Origin of the sequence: Wielerella bovis (assembly GCF_022354465.1) — a bacterium.
Lineage (GTDB): Bacteria > Pseudomonadota > Gammaproteobacteria > Burkholderiales > Neisseriaceae > Wielerella > Wielerella bovis.
In genome coordinates, this window is the sequence record NZ_CP092361.1 from 25083 (window position 1) to 41765 (window position 16683).

General features: G+C 46.0%; 14 protein-coding genes. 13 read left to right on the forward strand and 1 reads right to left on the reverse strand.

Annotated elements, in window-relative coordinates:
* Positions 1-55 precede the first annotated feature (55 nt).
* A complete protein-coding gene (locus tag MIS45_RS00130) occupies positions 56-739 on the forward strand; it encodes a TrbJ/VirB5 family protein (protein WP_249450622.1) in 684 nt (227 codons plus the stop codon).
* A gap of 78 nt (positions 740-817) precedes the next feature.
* Positions 818-1807, forward strand: a complete 990-nt coding sequence (locus tag MIS45_RS00135) for a TrbL/VirB6 family protein (RefSeq protein WP_249450623.1) — start codon at positions 818-820, stop codon at positions 1805-1807.
* A gap of 42 nt (positions 1808-1849) precedes the next feature.
* On the opposite strand, the gene MIS45_RS00140 is transcribed toward MIS45_RS00135, so the two are convergent.
* Positions 1850-2437 (reverse strand): hypothetical protein, encoded by a 588-nt coding sequence (locus MIS45_RS00140; RefSeq protein ID WP_249450624.1) that lies wholly within the window; start codon positions 2435-2437, stop codon positions 1850-1852.
* Between the two features lie 143 nt (positions 2438-2580).
* On the opposite strand from MIS45_RS00140, the gene MIS45_RS00145 reads away from it, so the two are divergent.
* From MIS45_RS00145 to MIS45_RS00195, 11 genes are all read left to right on the forward strand, one after another.
* Positions 2581-2754, forward strand: a complete 174-nt coding sequence (locus tag MIS45_RS00145) for a putative periplasmic lipoprotein (protein ID WP_249450625.1) — start codon at positions 2581-2583, stop codon at positions 2752-2754.
* Complete coding sequence (locus MIS45_RS00150) at positions 2747-4864, forward strand: DNA topoisomerase (RefSeq protein ID WP_249450626.1); 2118 nt, start codon at positions 2747-2749, stop codon at positions 4862-4864. The genes MIS45_RS00145 and MIS45_RS00150 overlap by 8 nt, the downstream gene beginning before the upstream one ends.
* Before the next feature lie 19 nt (positions 4865-4883).
* Entirely contained in the window at positions 4884-5585 is a 702-nt protein-coding gene (locus MIS45_RS00155) for a VirB8 family type IV secretion system protein (RefSeq protein WP_249450627.1), read from the forward strand.
* Positions 5582-6397 (forward strand): TrbG/VirB9 family P-type conjugative transfer protein, encoded by an 816-nt coding sequence (locus MIS45_RS00160; protein ID WP_249450628.1) that lies wholly within the window; start codon positions 5582-5584, stop codon positions 6395-6397. The genes MIS45_RS00155 and MIS45_RS00160 overlap by 4 nt, the downstream gene beginning before the upstream one ends.
* Before the next feature lie 11 nt (positions 6398-6408).
* Positions 6409-7725 (forward strand): type IV secretion system protein VirB10, encoded by a 1317-nt coding sequence (gene virB10, locus MIS45_RS00165; protein ID WP_249450629.1) that lies wholly within the window; start codon positions 6409-6411, stop codon positions 7723-7725.
* 68 nt (positions 7726-7793) lie between these two features.
* Positions 7794-8855: a P-type DNA transfer ATPase VirB11 gene (virB11, locus tag MIS45_RS00170; RefSeq protein WP_249450630.1), complete on the forward strand. Its 1062-nt coding sequence runs from the start codon at positions 7794-7796 to the stop codon at positions 8853-8855.
* Positions 8856-8873: 18 nt separating this feature from the next.
* Entirely contained in the window at positions 8874-10991 is a 2118-nt protein-coding gene (locus MIS45_RS00175) for a type IV secretory system conjugative DNA transfer family protein (RefSeq protein ID WP_249450631.1), read from the forward strand.
* Positions 10988-14479 carry an LPD7 domain-containing protein gene (locus MIS45_RS00180; RefSeq protein ID WP_249450632.1) on the forward strand — a complete coding sequence of 1164 codons (3492 nt, stop codon included), beginning with the start codon at positions 10988-10990 and terminating at the stop codon, positions 14477-14479. The genes MIS45_RS00175 and MIS45_RS00180 overlap by 4 nt, the downstream gene beginning before the upstream one ends.
* Positions 14480-14556: 77 nt before the next feature.
* A complete protein-coding gene (locus tag MIS45_RS00185) occupies positions 14557-14736 on the forward strand; it encodes a hypothetical protein (RefSeq protein ID WP_249450633.1) in 180 nt (59 codons plus the stop codon).
* A complete protein-coding gene (mobC, locus tag MIS45_RS00190) occupies positions 14733-15299 on the forward strand; it encodes a plasmid mobilization relaxosome protein MobC (RefSeq protein ID WP_249450634.1) in 567 nt (188 codons plus the stop codon). Before MIS45_RS00185 ends, mobC begins: the two co-directional genes overlap by 4 nt.
* A complete protein-coding gene (locus MIS45_RS00195) occupies positions 15274-16401 on the forward strand; it encodes a relaxase family protein (protein ID WP_249450635.1) in 1128 nt (375 codons plus the stop codon). The genes mobC and MIS45_RS00195 overlap by 26 nt, the downstream gene beginning before the upstream one ends.
* Positions 16402-16683: the final 282 nt, after the last annotated feature.

The following is a 16683-nucleotide window of genomic DNA, read 5'->3' on the forward strand; positions in this document are numbered from 1 at the left end:
CTTTTTCGTGCCGTGAAAACGGCATTTTTTCTTTTTGATATAAGGACTTTGAGATATGAAAGTAAAAATCAAAACCCCCATGAAAACTTTGTGTGTGGCAATTTTGACTGGCGTATTGGCAGTTGCCAATCCCATGTTCAGCGAGCCTGTTCATGCCAAAGGCATTCCTACATTTGATTTGAAAGGTATGTTGGAAAGCATTGAGCGTGGAAAACAGCTTGCCGAACAAATTAATAACCAAGTTCGCCAAATCCGTGAATTGGAAAATCAAGTAAAAGCCATGAGTGGCTGGCGCGATGTAGGTAAAGTTGCTCGCAGTACGCTGGACACAACGACCAATATTGGTAGTGAATGGGCTGAACTGTATGGACAAGCCAAAATTACCGCCAATATCCAGAATGATTTAAATGGCAAAAAGTATTCCCATGAAAACAATTTGCAACATTTGCTCAAAACCCAACAACTGAACATCAAATCGTTGGAAGAAGCCCAACAACGCATGGAAAATCTCATGGACTTGGGGCAACAGGCTTTACAAACCCAAGACGTAAAAGCGGCTGCCGATTTTGCCAACCGCATTGCGATTGAACAAGGCTACATTCAAGCCATGCAAATGAAGTTGGACATGGCAGAGCGTGTCGCCAAGCAGCAGGAAAAAATCCAGCAGCAGCAATATGCCCAACGGCAGGAGTGCATGGCAAAACAAATCCGCAATCGCAATTATAAAGCCTGTTTATAAGCCATTTTAGCATTCAGGCAGCCTGAAAAGACGTATTTTGTTTTTTCAAGCTGCCTGAATAAAACAAGGAAAAAAAACATGAGTGATACTTTTTGGAAAGATACCACCGATTTCCTGCTTACAGGTATGGGAACGGATTTATTTGATAAAAGTGCTAACCTAATTACCAGTATTGCGCCCTTATTTTCAATGGGATTTGGTATTTATTTCATGATAATCATCTTAAACGCCTATGGGCGTGGATTTGATGGGAATGCCGTTGATTTAGCGAAAAAAACGGTGGCATGGCTGATTATTATTGCTTGTGCCTTTAATGCAGCACAATATCAAAAAATTGCGAATATGGCGTATGAATTTCCCGAATGGTTAGCCAGTACCTTTAATGGTAGATTTGAAGCCAGCGCGATTGATGCCGCATGGGACAGTATTATGCAACTCATTGAAAAACTTTTAGCAAAAGCTGCACAATTAACTGGTCTAGCTCAATTACCTGATAAAATTATGGTATTTATGGCTGCTGGTATCATTATTTTATTAGGGGGGATATTTTTTGGCATTGTACTTGCCTATTATTTGGTGGCAAAAATTTCATTGGCAATGGTGTTGTTAATCGGTCCACTTTTTCTAGGCATGATGTTGTTTTCATCAACAAGACAATACGCAATGAATTGGATAAGCCAAATTTTCAACTATTCTGTAACCATTTCATTTTTCACAATTTTAATGTCATTGCAAATGAAGTTTTTTGATGCCCATCTCAAACCCCTTGCAACAGGAGACACGATAGATGATGTGGTACAAATTTTCGGTATCTTGCCCATGTTTATTACTGTTACCATGTTGTTTGTGATTGTGGCATTCAATATTCCGTCTATTGCGTCCGCTCTGACAGGTGGCGCAGGTGCTGGGGGGTTCTCTACTATGGTTAATTTTGTACGCCAAGCCTTGAATGGTGGCAAACATTCAAGCCCATTAACAGGGAGCGGATTAGGTATTCGTAACAAATCTCGTGCTGCATTCAGTAAAGTAGCTTCAAGATTTGGTAACTCCATATCATCTAAACGCTAAAAATTTAGCTGCCTGAAAAACCTTGTTTCAGGCAGCTAAATTTTATTGAATTACTTGTTTTAAATGCTTTTTTAGAGTGGAATTTAACCGTCTCCATTGGATATTATAAAAAATAAAACAACCCAAAATGGAATAAACAACAAGATTTGAAATAATATTGCCCAATGTATTATTCAAATGTATGTCCAAAAAGACCAATGTCATGCCAAAAATCAACGATACCACAACCAAGCCAATACCCATTAAGTAAGACAACGCATAGCACGATTGGGAAAACTCTTTAATCATTTCATAATTGATTGCGGTATCGCCAACATTGGTATTTTTAATGGCTACAATCAGGTCTTTATTTTCTTTATTTTTTGTGAAATTGGGAAGTAAAGTAAAAACTTGAATATTATACCCAACTCGCATAGGAAAATCCCAATTTGTGATTTGGAAATCTTTTTCCGCCCCATTTTCATCAGCAAGAAAAAATCTCAAATGATTGGTTACTTTGCTGTTGATTTCTACCGAACCCTCCGAGCCACTACCTGAAACGTGCGTTTCGGAGCGTTGAGAAAAATCGGTTACAGTACCTGAATAAATCTCAATAAAATAATGCTTATTTTGAATGGTTTGGCTTTTCATAGTAAACACCCATTTAATTTGAAATTACTGAATATTATACACATTTTTCTCAATAAAATCAATTAGAAAAATGATTTTTTCTCTTTTTAAACCCAGTCTTAAATCCCAACGATTTAAGGCTTTTTTCTTTGGAGTATCGCACCATGAAACACGCTTTTTTCTTGATGATTGTGCCGCTCGGTTTGGCAGCGTGTAGCCACAATCCGCCCAAACCATACGGCAAATTCTTTCCGATTAACGGTCAAGAAACCGTTTACGCCGCCCCTAATTCTTTGATGAACATGAATAATCAACCATTGGAGTTAAAACATGAGTAAAACCCTAATCATCGCCGAAAAGCCCAATGTAGCAAAAGAAATCGCCGCCGCTTTGGGTGTGCCACGCAGTAAAAATTACTATGAAAACAATGAATTGATTATCAGCAACTGCATTGGACATTTGGTGGATTTGTATGTACCTGAATTGGAAAGTAAAAATGTGCCTTTGCCGATTGTGCCACGCCCATTTCAACTGAAAACCAAAGAAAACACCCAGCAACAATATGATTTATTGAAACATTTGTTGCACCGCTCGGACGTTTCTGTGGTTGTCAATGCTTGCGATGCGGAGCGCGAGGGCGAGAGCATTTTTTACCGCGTTTACGAGCTTTCAGGCTGCATGAAACCTGTTAAACGTATGTGGATTACGTCCACCACCCAAGACGGCTACTTGGACGCATGGCGCAATCTGAAAGACGGCGCAGCAGTCCACCACCTGCACATGGCAGCCAAAAGCCGAGCGGAAGCCGACTGGCTCTTGGGCATTAACGGCAGCCGCGCCCTGTTTCATGCGGTCGGTCGCGTGATGACACCCACGCTGGCTATGGTTGTGGACGCTTACCAAGCCAACAAAAATTTCAAACCGCAGGATTATTGGGAAATTCATGGTGATTTCACGGTGAACGGTGGTGATTTTACCGCTAAATTATTGGATAAAAACGATAAAGTCGCCAAATTTGATGATTTTAATCAGGCAAAAGCCGCTTTGGTGAACATTCAGCAAATCCCTGATTTTATGGTAAAAGATGATTTCACGGTCAGCAAAAAATCCGCGCCGTATTTGTTCTCGGCAACCGCTTTACAAAAACAAGCCAATAAGCAATTCAAATTTTCGGCGGATAAAACTTTGCAAATCATGCAGTTGTTGTATCAGGATTACAAATGTTTAACTTATCCACGTTCCGATTTTGACGCGCTGCCCGAAGATTTTTTACCGACCATGACCGCCACTTTGAACGGTTTGGGCGCATTGCAGGAATATCAAGACATTGTTTTAAATATGAACAATCAAAACTTGATTGTGCAAAATCCGCGTGTTTTTGATAATTCGCGTATTGATTCACACTATGCCATTGTGCCGACTGGTTTTATTGTGAAAAACGGTGTGGAAATGCCTTTGTCGCAACTGTCTGATTGTGAATTGAAACAGATTTTGCCAGCCGATGAATACGCCATTTTCAATATGGTAGCGTTGCGGACAATGGCGGCATTTTTTCCGCCAGCCGAATACGCGGTTACAACCCGAACGGCGCAATCGGGCGATGTGGTGTTTCAGACAACAGGCAAGGTGTTGAAAGTGTGGGGTTGGTTGTCGGTGTACGGTGGCATGGACGAAGACGAAGAAAAAGGTTTCAGGCTGCCTGAAATCCAAAATGGCGAAAGCACATCTTCCCAAACCATTGATTTAAAAGCACTCAAAACCCAAGCCCCCAAATTGCTCAATGACAGTTCCTTGCTCACGGCAATGGAAACCGCAGGGCGCAAATTGGACGATGCCGAGTTAAGCGACATCATGCGCGAAACAGGCGGCTTGGGAACGGCGGCAACACGACCGCCAACCATTGCCAAACTCAAAGAAGCCAAAGGCGATAAACCGCCGTTTGTGGTGGTGGAAAAAAATCAGCTTATCCCCACCGAACGCGCCATTGCCGTGATTGAACATTTGCGGCGACATTATCCTCTGCTCGTCAATCCAATGGTTACGGCGCAATGGGAACAAAAATTGGCGCAAATGGCAAAAGGGCAATGTGAGCGCGAACAATTTATGGCGGAAATTGAGTGGGCGGTGCGCGAGTTGGTGCAGATTTTGCAAACCCACAAAATGCCATTTGTGGATTTGAGCGGTGTAAAACAAGCCAAAACCTTTGTTTGCCCATGCTGTTCAGGCAGTCTGAACGACAAAAGCAAATTATTGGAATGCGATTGCGGTTTCAAATTGTGGAAAACCATTGCTAGCAAAACCTTGACCGATAAACAAATCCACGTCTTGATTGAAAACGGACACACGGACGAAATCAAGGGATTTGTGGGCAAATCGGGCAAGTCGTTTAACGCCAAATTGAAAATTGACCGTGAAAACAAACAAGTGAAATTTGAGTTTACTAACTGATTTTGAAAAAGGATTTTGTATGTCAAACAAAACACAAACGCAGGTTCAAAGCCACCGTACCGCCCTGAAAATGGTGGACGAAGCCAAGAAATTTCATCAGTCCGACATTGAGCGGACAAAAAAAGTGGCGAAAATTGCTTGGTATGTGGCAGGGGGGTCTATGGTTTTGACTGGCTTGGCGGTGGGCGCGGTGTTGGGCTTAACGCCGCTTAAAACTGTGCAGCCTTTTGTTATTCGGGTGGACAACAATACTGGCGCAACCGATATTGTTACCACCATGAAAAAGCAGGAAAAAAGCTATGGCGAAGTCATGGACAAGTTTTGGCTCGCGCAATATGTCCGCTACCGCGAAGGCTATGACTGGCAAACGGTTCAAGATACGTTTGACGCGACCAATTTATTGAGTTCGCAACAAGAACAAGCCCAATTTAGCCAAATCTACAAAGACAATCCCAACGCACCACACAAAATCTTGCGCGACACCGCAAAAGTGGTGGTTAAAGTGAATGCGATTGCCTTTGTGGGCAATATGGCACAAGTTCGGTTTGAAAAAGCGGTTATTCCCCTGAATAAAAGCGATGTGCAACCTGCACCGCAACGCTACATCGCCACGATTGCCTACGAGTACAAAAACGCTGGCATGAAAGACGAAGACCGCTTAATCAATCCTTTGGGTTTCCAAGTAACCAGTTACCGTGTGGATAAGGAGCATATCCAATGAAACATTCTTTTTTGATGAAAACCACCGCCGCCACAATTTCTGTGGCGGCTTCTTTTTCGGCGATTGCCGATGGGCGCATTCGCACTGAAACCTACAATCCCAATCGCGTTTATCCGATTTTCGCGGAAATTGGTAAGGCAGCAATGGTGCAGCTTGAAGAAAACGAACGTATCAGCGATGCAAACGCTTTGGTGGGGATTGGGCATTCCGAAGCATGGACACACGCAACACGCGGTAACAATGTCATTTTCAAGCCCAAATCTGCCGACCCTGTTACCAATATGATTATTGTGTCCAATAAACGGACGTATGCCTTTGATTTGAAAATGGCTAATCCGAAAAATCCGCCCACTTACATTCTGCGCTTTGATTATCCCGACACACGCAAAGCCAAGCAAGCAGAACAACGCCAAAAACAGGCAGCCTTACGCGCCAAACAAGACCAAGCACTCAAAACCTTGACCGATACAGGCGCGGTGCATGATGTGATGTCGTCCAATCAGTTGTATTTTGGGCAAGGTAGCCAAAAACTTGCGCCGACTGCGATGTGGGACAACGGACGTTTTACTTATCTGAAATTCAACAATGGGCGTGATGTTCCCACCATTTACCGTGTGGAAACAGACGGCTCGGAAACGCTGCTCAACACCCATCGCGAAAATGACACCACCGTCATTCATGAAGTGAACGAAAAAATCATGTTGCGTTTGGGGCGTGCGGTTTTGCTGATTGAAAATCGCGGTTTCAATCCACAAGGCACGTTCAACCATACAGGCACGGACGACAATCAATCCGTGCGTTTATTGAAATAAGGGGAATAAAAATGGTATTTTTCCAGAAAAAAACCACCGAAGCCACACCCGAAACCACCGAACCGAGCTTGGCGGAAAAAATCGGCGACAGCCAAATTGAGAAAGGTATGCCCGATTTGGACAATCCACAAGGCAAGTCCAATATGGGCAAAGTGGGCTTGTTTTTGGGTTTGCTGTTTGCAACTGGGCTGATTGTGGCTGGGGCGATTGTGTTTACTGGTGGCGATGAAGAAACCGCCACCAACACCAAGCCCGAAATGGACATGGTGCAAAACAACCAAAGCCACAATTTCAACCAAGACAAATCCGACATCAAAGAGCGTGAAAGTTTGGAATTGGCGGTGGCTTCGGAAGCAGTCGCCGCGTCCCAACCGCAGGAAGTCCCACCCATTCAAACGGTAGAAACCCAAGCGCAACCGCAACCCCAGCCAGTTCAAGAAACCCAAGTTGTTCAGGTGGAACGCGAACCCGAGCCACCGAAAGAAAAGCCCATCAATCCGCGTTTATTGGGCGATGTGCTGGTTAGTTCGGGGAGTGGTTTATCGGCGGACGGTAGCGCGGACAATTCAGGCAGCCTGAATGCGGAAAATCAAGCCGAAAACAGCCCATTTATGGCAACCGCTTCACAATCTTCACAAACTGATTTTGCTGATGATGACGAGCGCAAACTGCAAGAAAACGCCTTTGCCAACAGCCTGAAACCCACCCAAACGCCGTCTGTTCGCGCCATGCAACGCGGCAAAATGGATTATGTGTTAGCCAAAGGCACAAACATTCTCTGCACATTGGACACGCAAATCATCACAACCCGAGCAGGTTTTACACGTTGCCTGATTACCCGAGACATTTACTCGGCAAACGGCAAAGTTTTGTTGCTGGAAAAAGGCTCAAAAATCATCGGCGAGCAAACCGCCGCCATGTTGCAAGGTCAGGCGCGCGTGGGAATTTTGTGGAACGAAGTTACCACGCCCAAAGGCGTAACGGTTTCACTTGCCAGCCCAGCCGCAGGGCAACTGGGCGCGGCTGGCGTGGGCGCACGAGTGAAATACCATTTTTGGCAGCGTTTTGGTGGCGCAATCATGATTAGCTTGATTGGCGATTTGGGAGACAGCTACGCCAACCGCCAAAATTCAGGGGACGGACAGCGCATTTCCTTTGAAAATTCGTCCGAAGCCGCGCAGGACATGGCGACCGAAGCCCTGAAAAACAGCATTAACATTCCGCCCACCGCCTACATCAATCACGGCACTTTGATTAACATCATGGTGGCGCGAGACGTGGATTTTAGCGGTGTGTATGAAGTGGTTAAACCGTATGAAATGTTTTGATTTTTAAATGATTTTCAGGCTGCTTGATATTTCAGGCAGCCTGAAATATTTGAATAAGGAATTGCACAATGCAAAATCAATCAATCCGAGCCGATGCGTCCGCGCGCAATTTGCTGGACAATCTCGGCATTACCGAATTGTTGAACCAAAGTGGCGTTACCGAAGTCATGATAAATCGCCCACAAGAATTGTTTGTGGAGCGTCCAAATGGCACGGAACGGCTGGAAATCCCCGAATTGACATTGGATAAATTGCGCCATTTGGCGAATATTTTAACCACGTTCAATCAAAAACACATCAGCGAAAAAGACCCCATTCATTCCGTTACCCTGCCTGACGGCGAACGCGGACAAATCCTTATTCCGCCGTCTTGCGAAAATGGGACAATCGTGTTTTCGTTTCGCAAACCGTCCAACAGCCGCTTTTCCCTTGATGATTATGTCAAAACGCAGCGATTGAGCGGTTTTGCAGACGTGGCAGACATCAACGGCAGCCAATTTGCCGATGTTTCAGGCAGCCTGAAATTGACCCATGATGTGAAATTGCAAGATTGGGAGTACAAATTATTGGAATACAAAGAAAATCGTGATTTAAACGCCTTTTTCAAATTGGCGGTAGAAAAGCATTTGAACATTTGCATGGTAGGCGGTACGGGTTCGGGCAAAACCACGTTTACCAAAGCCATTGCCGACCTGATAGACCCCAAAACGCGCATTATCACGATTGAAGACACGCACGAATTGGACTTGCCCAAACACCCAAACCACGTCCACCTGTTCTACAAAGAACACATCACGGCAAAACAGATTATCGCCGCTTGTATGCGCCTGAAACCCGACCGCATTTTCTTGACCGAGTTACGCGGCGATGAAGCATGGGATTACCTTTCCGCGCTGAACACGGGACACGCTGGCGGTTTGACTTCCGTCCATGCCAACAATGCGGAATCCGTGTTTTACCGCATTGCCCAGCTTGCCAAAGAATCCGCGACAGGGCGCACAATGGACTATGATTTTATTTTAAATACCGTCCGTTCCACCATTGATGTTGTGTGTTTTTTCAACCGAACCTACATGACTGAACTGTATTACAACCCAGTCGCCAAACTTCACGCCTTGCAAGGGCGTTAATCATCAAAAGGAAAAACCATGTCTGAACCCAAACGCCCCATACTCCCCCTAATTGTTTTTTTGGCTGTACTTGAACCGCTTGCTTTGGCAGGCGGTTTTTATTTGGGCGCGACCGTTTTTGTGGATTGGCTCTCGCTCAAAAAAACCGAACCCAGCCCATTCTTGTTGCTGAAATATTGGCAGATGAACAGGCTGCCTGAAACCATGTTTGTGCCTTTGGTCGCGTCCACGATTTTATCGGCTCTGCTGGGCTTTTTGCCTTTGATTGTTGTGATGTTGGCTCTGATTTTGGGCAAACCCAAACGTGAATTGCACGGCTCGGCGCGTTTCGCAAACGATATGGAAATCCGCCAAGCTGGGCTGCTCCAAAACGCCAAAGAACGCGAAAAACAAAAAATGCCCGACATTCTGATTGGCAAACACAAAGGGCAATATTTGCGCTGGTTTGGCAATGAATTTTTTGAATTGGACGCGCCTACACGCTCGGGTAAAGGTGTCGGCATTGTTATTCCCAACTGTCTGCATTATCGGGACAGTATGGTGGTTTACGACCCCAAATATGAAAACTTTTTGATTACAGGCGGTTTTCGGCAAAAAAATGGGCAAGAAGTTTATTTGTTCAATCCAGCAGGGGTGTTGCCGAGCAGCGAAGAGAACCCCGACCCCACTTTACAAACCATGTCGCCCCTGATGTCGCATTGTTGGAATCCGTACACCTATATTCGCCGAGATTCACGCTTTACTTACAAAGACTTAATGAATATGGCGCACATTCTGCTCGCTTCGGGCAACAACGATAGCGGCAGTTCCACGTTTTTCACGGAATCTGCGCGTAAATTGTTTGTCGGATTGAGTTTGTTTTTGATTGAAACCGAACCCGAGCGCGATTTGTCCGACTACCGCCAACGCACCACATTGGCAAATCTGTTCCGCCTGACTTCGCCGACCGATGGGCGACCGCTCAATGAATGGCTGAAAGATGAAATTGAAAGCCGCCCCCATTTGAGTTCGCAATGCCAAACTTTGCTGTTGGGATTTGTGAACGGCTCGCCGAAAACGGGCGCGGACATTTTGTCATCGCTGACCGCGCCATTGGGTATGTTTCTTGACCCTGTTGTGGAAAAAGCCACGTCTTCCGATGATTTCCGTCTTGATGAATTGCGGAAAAAGCGCATGACAATTTACATCGGCATTGTGCCTACGGAAATGGGGACGTTTCGCAATTTGATGAATTTGTTTTTTAATCAACTGATTGACGTGAATGTTCAACAAGGGCTGCCTGAAAACAATCCTGCGCTGAAATACCAATGTTTGCTGTTAATGGACGAGTTCCCAGCATTGGGCAAAATGTCCGTAATCGTGAACGCGGTCGCGTTTATTGCTGGCTACAATTTGCGTTTGCTGATTATCAACCAGTCGCCGTCCCAGTTGGAAGACATCTACGGCAAAGAAGCTGCGCGGACGCTTACCACCAACTTTGCCTGTCGGGTGCTGTACACCCCACGCGACCAAAAGGACGCGCAGGAATACAGCGAAATCATTGGTTACGAGACGTTCAAAAGCCGTTCCACTTCGCGCTCTTCGGGTCGTGGCACGAGCCGCAGCCAAAGCATTTCCGACCAAAAACGCGCCGTGATGAACCCTGACGAGATGAAAACCATGCCCGCCAGCGATTGCATTGTTACGCTGAACAAAGTCCGTCCGATTTACGCGCAAAAAATCATTTATTGGCAAGACCCTGTTTTTACAGCACGTTTGGACAAACAAAAATACCCAGTTCCCAAAATTCCTGAACTGGATTTGCCTGTTCCCAAAGTGCATTATCAGGAAAATTTAGCCCCAAATCACATTCAGCCAGCCACCGAAACCAATTTCAGGCAGCCTGAAAATCCCCAAACCCAAACCGAACCATTGAGCGCAGAAGAAATGGCAAGTTTTGAGTGGGAAAAATGCGTGAACAAAGAAGCGGTAAGCGAAAGCGTGTTGGCTTTGATGATACGCAAGGGAACGAATGATACGCCTGAAAATATGCAGGCAGTCAAAAACTTACCCGATTTGTGGCTGCTGGATAAAATGCCTGAAATCGCAGCTTTGTTAGCAGAAAATTCAATAGAAACAACGGAGAATAAAACATGAGCGATTACGACAACATTCAAAACGCCCTGAACCACATTGACCCACAAGACCGCGAGACATGGTTTCGCATGGGTGCGGCGATTAAAGACGAATTGGGCGAAAACGGCTTTGAAATGTGGGACAACTGGTCTCGCCAAGCCGACAATTACAAGCAAACGGACGCGCAGTCGGTGTGGAAATCCATTAAAACAGGACACATTCACATTGCGACTTTGTTCAAAGTGGCGCGTGAAAACGGCTACCGCCCTGAACACCCTTACACGCCACCCAGCCCCGAAACGCTCGCCCAGCGCGCCCAAATTGCCCAAGAAAAGCAACGCGCCGAAGCCGAGCGCATTGCCCAAGCCCATGCCAAAGCGGAAAAAACCGCTTACGGTATTTGGAAAAATGCCAGCCCAGCCGACCCCAAACACGCCTACGCCCAAAACAAAGGCTTGGGGTTGAGCGAAGCCGCCATGAGCGTTATCCGCCAAAACGAATACAACGGCAAAAAGCAGTTGATTATTCCCATGTATTCAGAGAAAAAATTGGTCAATGTGCAAACCATTGATGAAGACGGCAACAAAAAATTCCTGAATGGCGGTCAAAAGCAAGGCGCGTACACGATTATTGGCGATTTTAAGCAAAATCAACAAGGCATTATTTTGGCGGAGGGTTTTGCGACCGCCGCCAGCGTTCATAAAGCGACTGGCAAGCCTGTTGTGGTGGCGTTTGACGCGGGCAATTTAAGAGCGGTTTCGGAAAAGCTGTTGAACGTGCTGCCTGAAAACGTGCCTGTTTATTTCGCCGCCGACCAAGACCCCAGTCAAACAGGTTTACACAAAGCCCAAGCCGCCGCCGAAGTGTGGGGCGAGCGCGCCCAAATTCTGCTACCTGAATTTAGCGATAAACAAATCGCTGAATTTCAAGAAAAATTTGGCGAAAACAAAATCCCGACCGATTTCAACGATTTGCACAAATTAGCAGGAATTGACGCGGTGCGTGAACGGTTTGACGGCTTGGCAATGGCGCGAGAACCTGAAATGAAAGCGGACACGGATTTCAGGCAGCCTGAAATGGAACACGTTAAACCCGAGTTATCGCGTGAAGAATTGTTGAAAAACAATTATTGGCGCGTGGCAAATGGTTACGACCCTTTGCCCGAGCAGGAAATCAGGCAGCCTGAAAATGCCGAGCCGCAGGAAATCCGTACTGCATGGAACGATTTTCCGCCCGTGATTAGTAATGGAAAATTGGGCGATTTGAAAAATGAACCCGAATACCCAGCCGCCAAAGCTGGCGATGTGGTGCAATCGGCTTTATTGGTGGAAAAGCTGTTGAAAGATGAAACCATTCAAGAAATCAAAAACTTGATTGGCGACAATCAGCCCATTCTTGTACCCATTCAATCCGAAGAAGCGAGCGGTAAAAATCGCATTCCACACGCCACAGCACACGCATTAGCGGATAAATTGGGATTACAGGTGGACACGGATATTGTTCAAAGTAATACCGTTAAACGCACCGATACAGGCATTTACCACCGCTATGTTGCCCCACCCGAGTTTAAAGGCGAAGTTCAGGCTGGCAAATCGTATTTGATTGTTGATGATACGCTTTCTGTTGGCGGTACGATTGCCACGCTCAAAGGTTATATTGAGAACAAGGGCGGAAAAGTCATTGGTTCAACCGTGATGACGGCACACGCTTTAAAAGTGGATATTCCTATTCAGCCCAATATGTTACAATCTTTGCAACAAAAACAAGGTTTAAACGAATATTGGAAACAGGAATTTGGTTATGGTGTGGACAAATTGACCCAGCAAGAAGCAGGACATTTGCGGAAACCCACGCTGGAACAAATCCAAGAGCGTGTTCAAGAAGCACGGCAAAACCTGAATTTATCACAAAATAAGGAATTAAATCATGAACAAACAACCCAATCTGTTGAAACCCAACAACGACCAGTACACCCAGCACCTGAAATTGACGGAGCAAGAATTTCAGGAACTGAAACAGTATGGCAAGGACGCGGACAGGTTCTTCAAAGCGTTTTTCAGCAACCGCAACCACCAAGAAACGAAGAAGTAAGCCCACCCACCCAAGCAGCCACATCAGAAAAAGATGTGGCTGTTTCTTTTTCTGAAAAGGAAAGCAGTATGGAAAACGAAAACCCACAAAAGCACGATTTACCCGAACCCGAGTTCAGGCAGCCTGAAAACGAGCGCGCCCCCGATTTCTACAATTACAATTTTGAAGATTTACCCAAAGAACGTCCACAAGTCGCGCAAAATCAGCAAGAAGCCCAAACACCTGAACCCGAAACCACCCCTGCCGATTTCAGGCAGCCTGAACCCGAGACAGCCACATCAGAAAATGATGTGGCTGTTTCCGTTTCAGAAACCAATCAAGCTGAACAAGAAACACCCAGCGAAAAAATCGGGCAGCCTGAACGCCCCAACCTTGAACCTGATGAACCCGAACAGGAAATGCACAATACCATTGAATACGAAGCATTCCAGCGTGAAATTGCCCCTGCCGAATCTGAAAAGACCGAGTTCAGGCAGCCTGAAAATCCCAGAGTAGCGCAAACACCGCCCACGACCGAGCTTGAAACCGAAGAACCCAAGCAAGAAAAAAACGAACCTGAACGCCCTACCCCCGAGCAGGAAAAATCCCAAGCGAATACAGGCTTGGATTACACAATCCCAGCCCATTTGCAAAGTCGCATGATTGCCGTAGATGCCCAGCGTTTCCGCGTGATGAACCACGAAATGGGCGCACATTTATTGCGTTACACCGCGCCTGACAATCCCAAAACCGTGTTGTTTGAAGACAAAGGCAAAACCATTCACACCGCCCGAGACGACAAACAAACCATTCAGGATATGTTGGACGTGGCAAAAGCCAAAGGTTGGGACAGTATCAAAATTTCAGGCAGCCAAGAATTTAAGCAGCAGATGTGGTTAGAAGCCGAAAGTCGCGGCATTGCCACCAAAGGCTACAAACCCAGCCCCGAAGATTTAGCCATTTTGGAACGCCGCCGCGAAGAACGCGCCACAAACAGCATTGCCGAAGCCGAAAAGCTGAAACAGCAATCCGCAACCCCTGAACGTCCCGAAAGCACCATAAAAACCATTCCTACCGAAGCAGTTAAAGCGGCGGACACGGTCAAAGCCCATGCCACGCAAGCGCAACAGACTAACGCCCCCAAACCCAGCGACACCGCCAAAGCGCAATACGAAAGCAAATTGGCAACCTTGCCGACCGAACAGCAGCACAAAGCACGGTTTTACGAGCGGCAAGCATTGGCAGCCATGCGCCATATGCCAGCCGAGTTCCACGAAAAAACGCGGCAAGCCATTTACGAGAACCAAACGGATTTAATCCGCAATGGCAAATACCACGCGCCCGACCCTGCGAAAACGCAAGACAGGCAGCCTGAAAAAGCGCAAGAAAAAGCCCACGAGCGCGCGCCCAGCCGTGATGATTGGGAAATGGAACGCTGATTTGATTTGTTGATTTTTGAAACCAAAAACCCTGTTTAGCCAAATGGTTAAGCAGGGTTTTGTATTGGGAAAACACCATGAAAGTCAATCAGTTTAGTGGCGACTTGACATTACCACGTCAATTTTATTGCCAAAATTGCGGTGTGGGCGTGGTCGTTACCGAAGCCAGCGACCGCCGCTTTCGCTATTGCTGCCAACGCTGCGAAAAACAGTATTGGCGGCGCACTTCAAAACGCAATAATCGGAGAAAAAAGTGAAAAATTCATCAAAGAAAATAGATGTTTACGGCTTAACAACTGATGAAATTCAGCAGTTGCGGCAAATCGCCAAAGAACGCTACGGTAAAGCCAGCGTTTCGCTGCTCGCCAAAAAATTGTTGCAAGCGCAAATCAGGCAGCCTGAAATAATAAATACACATGAAGAACAATTATTTGAGCGTTTAACCTTGCGATTACCGCCCAAGCAACAGGTTTATTTGACCCAAAAAGCCAAAGAACAACATAGCACCCTAAACGAAGTAGCCCGAGACATCATCGCCGAATACATTACCCAAAACCCTGTTTTAGGCAATGACGCGGTTCAAGCTCTGTTTCAATACAATTACCAGCTTTTACGGATTGGGCGAAATATCAATCAGATAGCAAGACAATTTAATGAAATGTCGCCCCAATCACTTACCACCAAACAGCTTAATGAACTTGTGGAATATTTGGACTATCACACGGATATTGTTCATAGGGTACTGGAAAAGCAAGAAAAACCGCTTAAATTTAGTGAAAGTTGGAGATTGATGTATGAAGCAGCTAAACAGGCAAATTGATGATTGGTTTATCGGCTACAAAACCCATGCCGTGCAGCCCAAGCGCAGTTCTTTGGGTGGTGGCAGCCCAAACCGTAGCCCCAAGCCATTTGCCAAAACAGGCTTGAAATCGGGTACAGGTTTGAAAAATTTACAGGCAGCCGCCGCCAAAAAGCCCGAAGTTATGGTTAAAATCGCCAAACGTGTCAGCAAAAATTCCAAAGGAATTAACGGTGTACAAAATCATATGAAATACATTTCGCGCAATGGCGAATTGCCACTTGAAACCAATCATGGCGACAAAGTTCAAGGCAATCCAGCCATTCAATCCCTGATGAACCATTGGCAGAAATCAGGCATTCCCCAAAATTCCGACAAACGCGAAGCGATTAACATTGTGCTGTCCATGCCAGCAGGTACGCCACCGCAAGCCGTGTTGAATGCGGCGCGTCAATTTGCGGCTGAACAGTTTGAAAAACATGAATATGCCTTTGTGTTGCACCATGAAAGCGAGCGAGACGGCGAGCCACCCCACCCACACGTCCACTTGTGTGTCATGGTTCGTGATGAAGACGGTATCCGCTTAAATCCACGCAAAAATGATTTGTTTGAATGGCGTGTCCGCTTCGCCGAAAAAATGCGTGAACAAGGTGTAGAATGCACCGCCACGCGGCGACAACATCGTGGGCAGAGCATTAAAGGGCAGAAAGCCGACATTCGCCAAATCATTATCCGAACCATGCAGGAAGAAAAACAGGGCAAGCAGCCTGAAAACATCAAGCGTAGCCACATTGCCCAAGCCAATGTTGAAGCGATTTTAGAAGCCCTGAAAGCGCAACAGCGACCGCAACACCCTTTTCAGGAAAAAGCCCAGCAAGCCAAAGACCACATTACAGGGCAGTACAGCTTGATTTCAAGGGAATTGTACAAATTGGGTTACAAAACCGAAGCCAAAATCATGAAAGATTTTGCCAACGAAGTTTCAGGAAAAAGTTTGGACACCCAAGCCCAACAAATCTACGACCGCCACGCGCATTCTCTCCAACAATCTCAAACCCAAACCAGCGAGCCGAAAGCCGAGCCGAAAAATCCCAGTCGTGATGATTGGGAAATGGAACGCTGACGCGCTGCCCTACTTTCTTTCTGATACCAAAGGCATTCCGAAGTCCACTATGGGCTTCGGAGTGCCTTTTTTTGTGCCTGATGAACCAGCCCCACAAGGGGCGTTTCCGCGAACGCGGAATGTAAAACATCGCATTTAGCGGTGTTTTTGGCACGTTGTGCCTATCCTGCGTTCTAAATTTTTAAGGTTTTAAAATAAAGAAAAATCAGCCCACCCCGTCTATTTAGTACAAATTTAGCCATTTTTGGTAGCAATTTGGTAATGATTTGGTAAAATTAGGAA

Coding starts and splice junctions, on each gene's coding strand:
- MIS45_RS00175 (WP_249450631.1), top strand. CDS start 8,874: ATGTCTGAACCCAAACGCCCCATACTCCCCCTAATTGTTTTTTTGGCT.
- MIS45_RS00180 (WP_249450632.1), top strand. CDS start 10,988: ATGAGCGATTACGACAACATTCAAAACGCCCTGAACCACATTGACCCA.
- MIS45_RS00130 (WP_249450622.1), top strand. CDS start 56: ATGAAAGTAAAAATCAAAACCCCCATGAAAACTTTGTGTGTGGCAATT.
- MIS45_RS00145 (WP_249450625.1), top strand. CDS start 2,581: ATGAAACACGCTTTTTTCTTGATGATTGTGCCGCTCGGTTTGGCAGCG.
- MIS45_RS00195 (WP_249450635.1), top strand. CDS start 15,274: ATGAAGCAGCTAAACAGGCAAATTGATGATTGGTTTATCGGCTACAAA.
- MIS45_RS00155 (WP_249450627.1), top strand. CDS start 4,884: ATGTCAAACAAAACACAAACGCAGGTTCAAAGCCACCGTACCGCCCTG.
- MIS45_RS00160 (WP_249450628.1), top strand. CDS start 5,582: ATGAAACATTCTTTTTTGATGAAAACCACCGCCGCCACAATTTCTGTG.
- MIS45_RS00135 (WP_249450623.1), top strand. CDS start 818: ATGAGTGATACTTTTTGGAAAGATACCACCGATTTCCTGCTTACAGGT.
- MIS45_RS00150 (WP_249450626.1), top strand. CDS start 2,747: ATGAGTAAAACCCTAATCATCGCCGAAAAGCCCAATGTAGCAAAAGAA.
- MIS45_RS00185 (WP_249450633.1), top strand. CDS start 14,557: ATGAAAGTCAATCAGTTTAGTGGCGACTTGACATTACCACGTCAATTT.
- MIS45_RS00140 (WP_249450624.1), bottom strand. CDS start 2,437: ATGAAAAGCCAAACCATTCAAAATAAGCATTATTTTATTGAGATTTAT.
- virB11 (WP_249450630.1), top strand. CDS start 7,794: ATGCAAAATCAATCAATCCGAGCCGATGCGTCCGCGCGCAATTTGCTG.
- virB10 (WP_249450629.1), top strand. CDS start 6,409: ATGGTATTTTTCCAGAAAAAAACCACCGAAGCCACACCCGAAACCACC.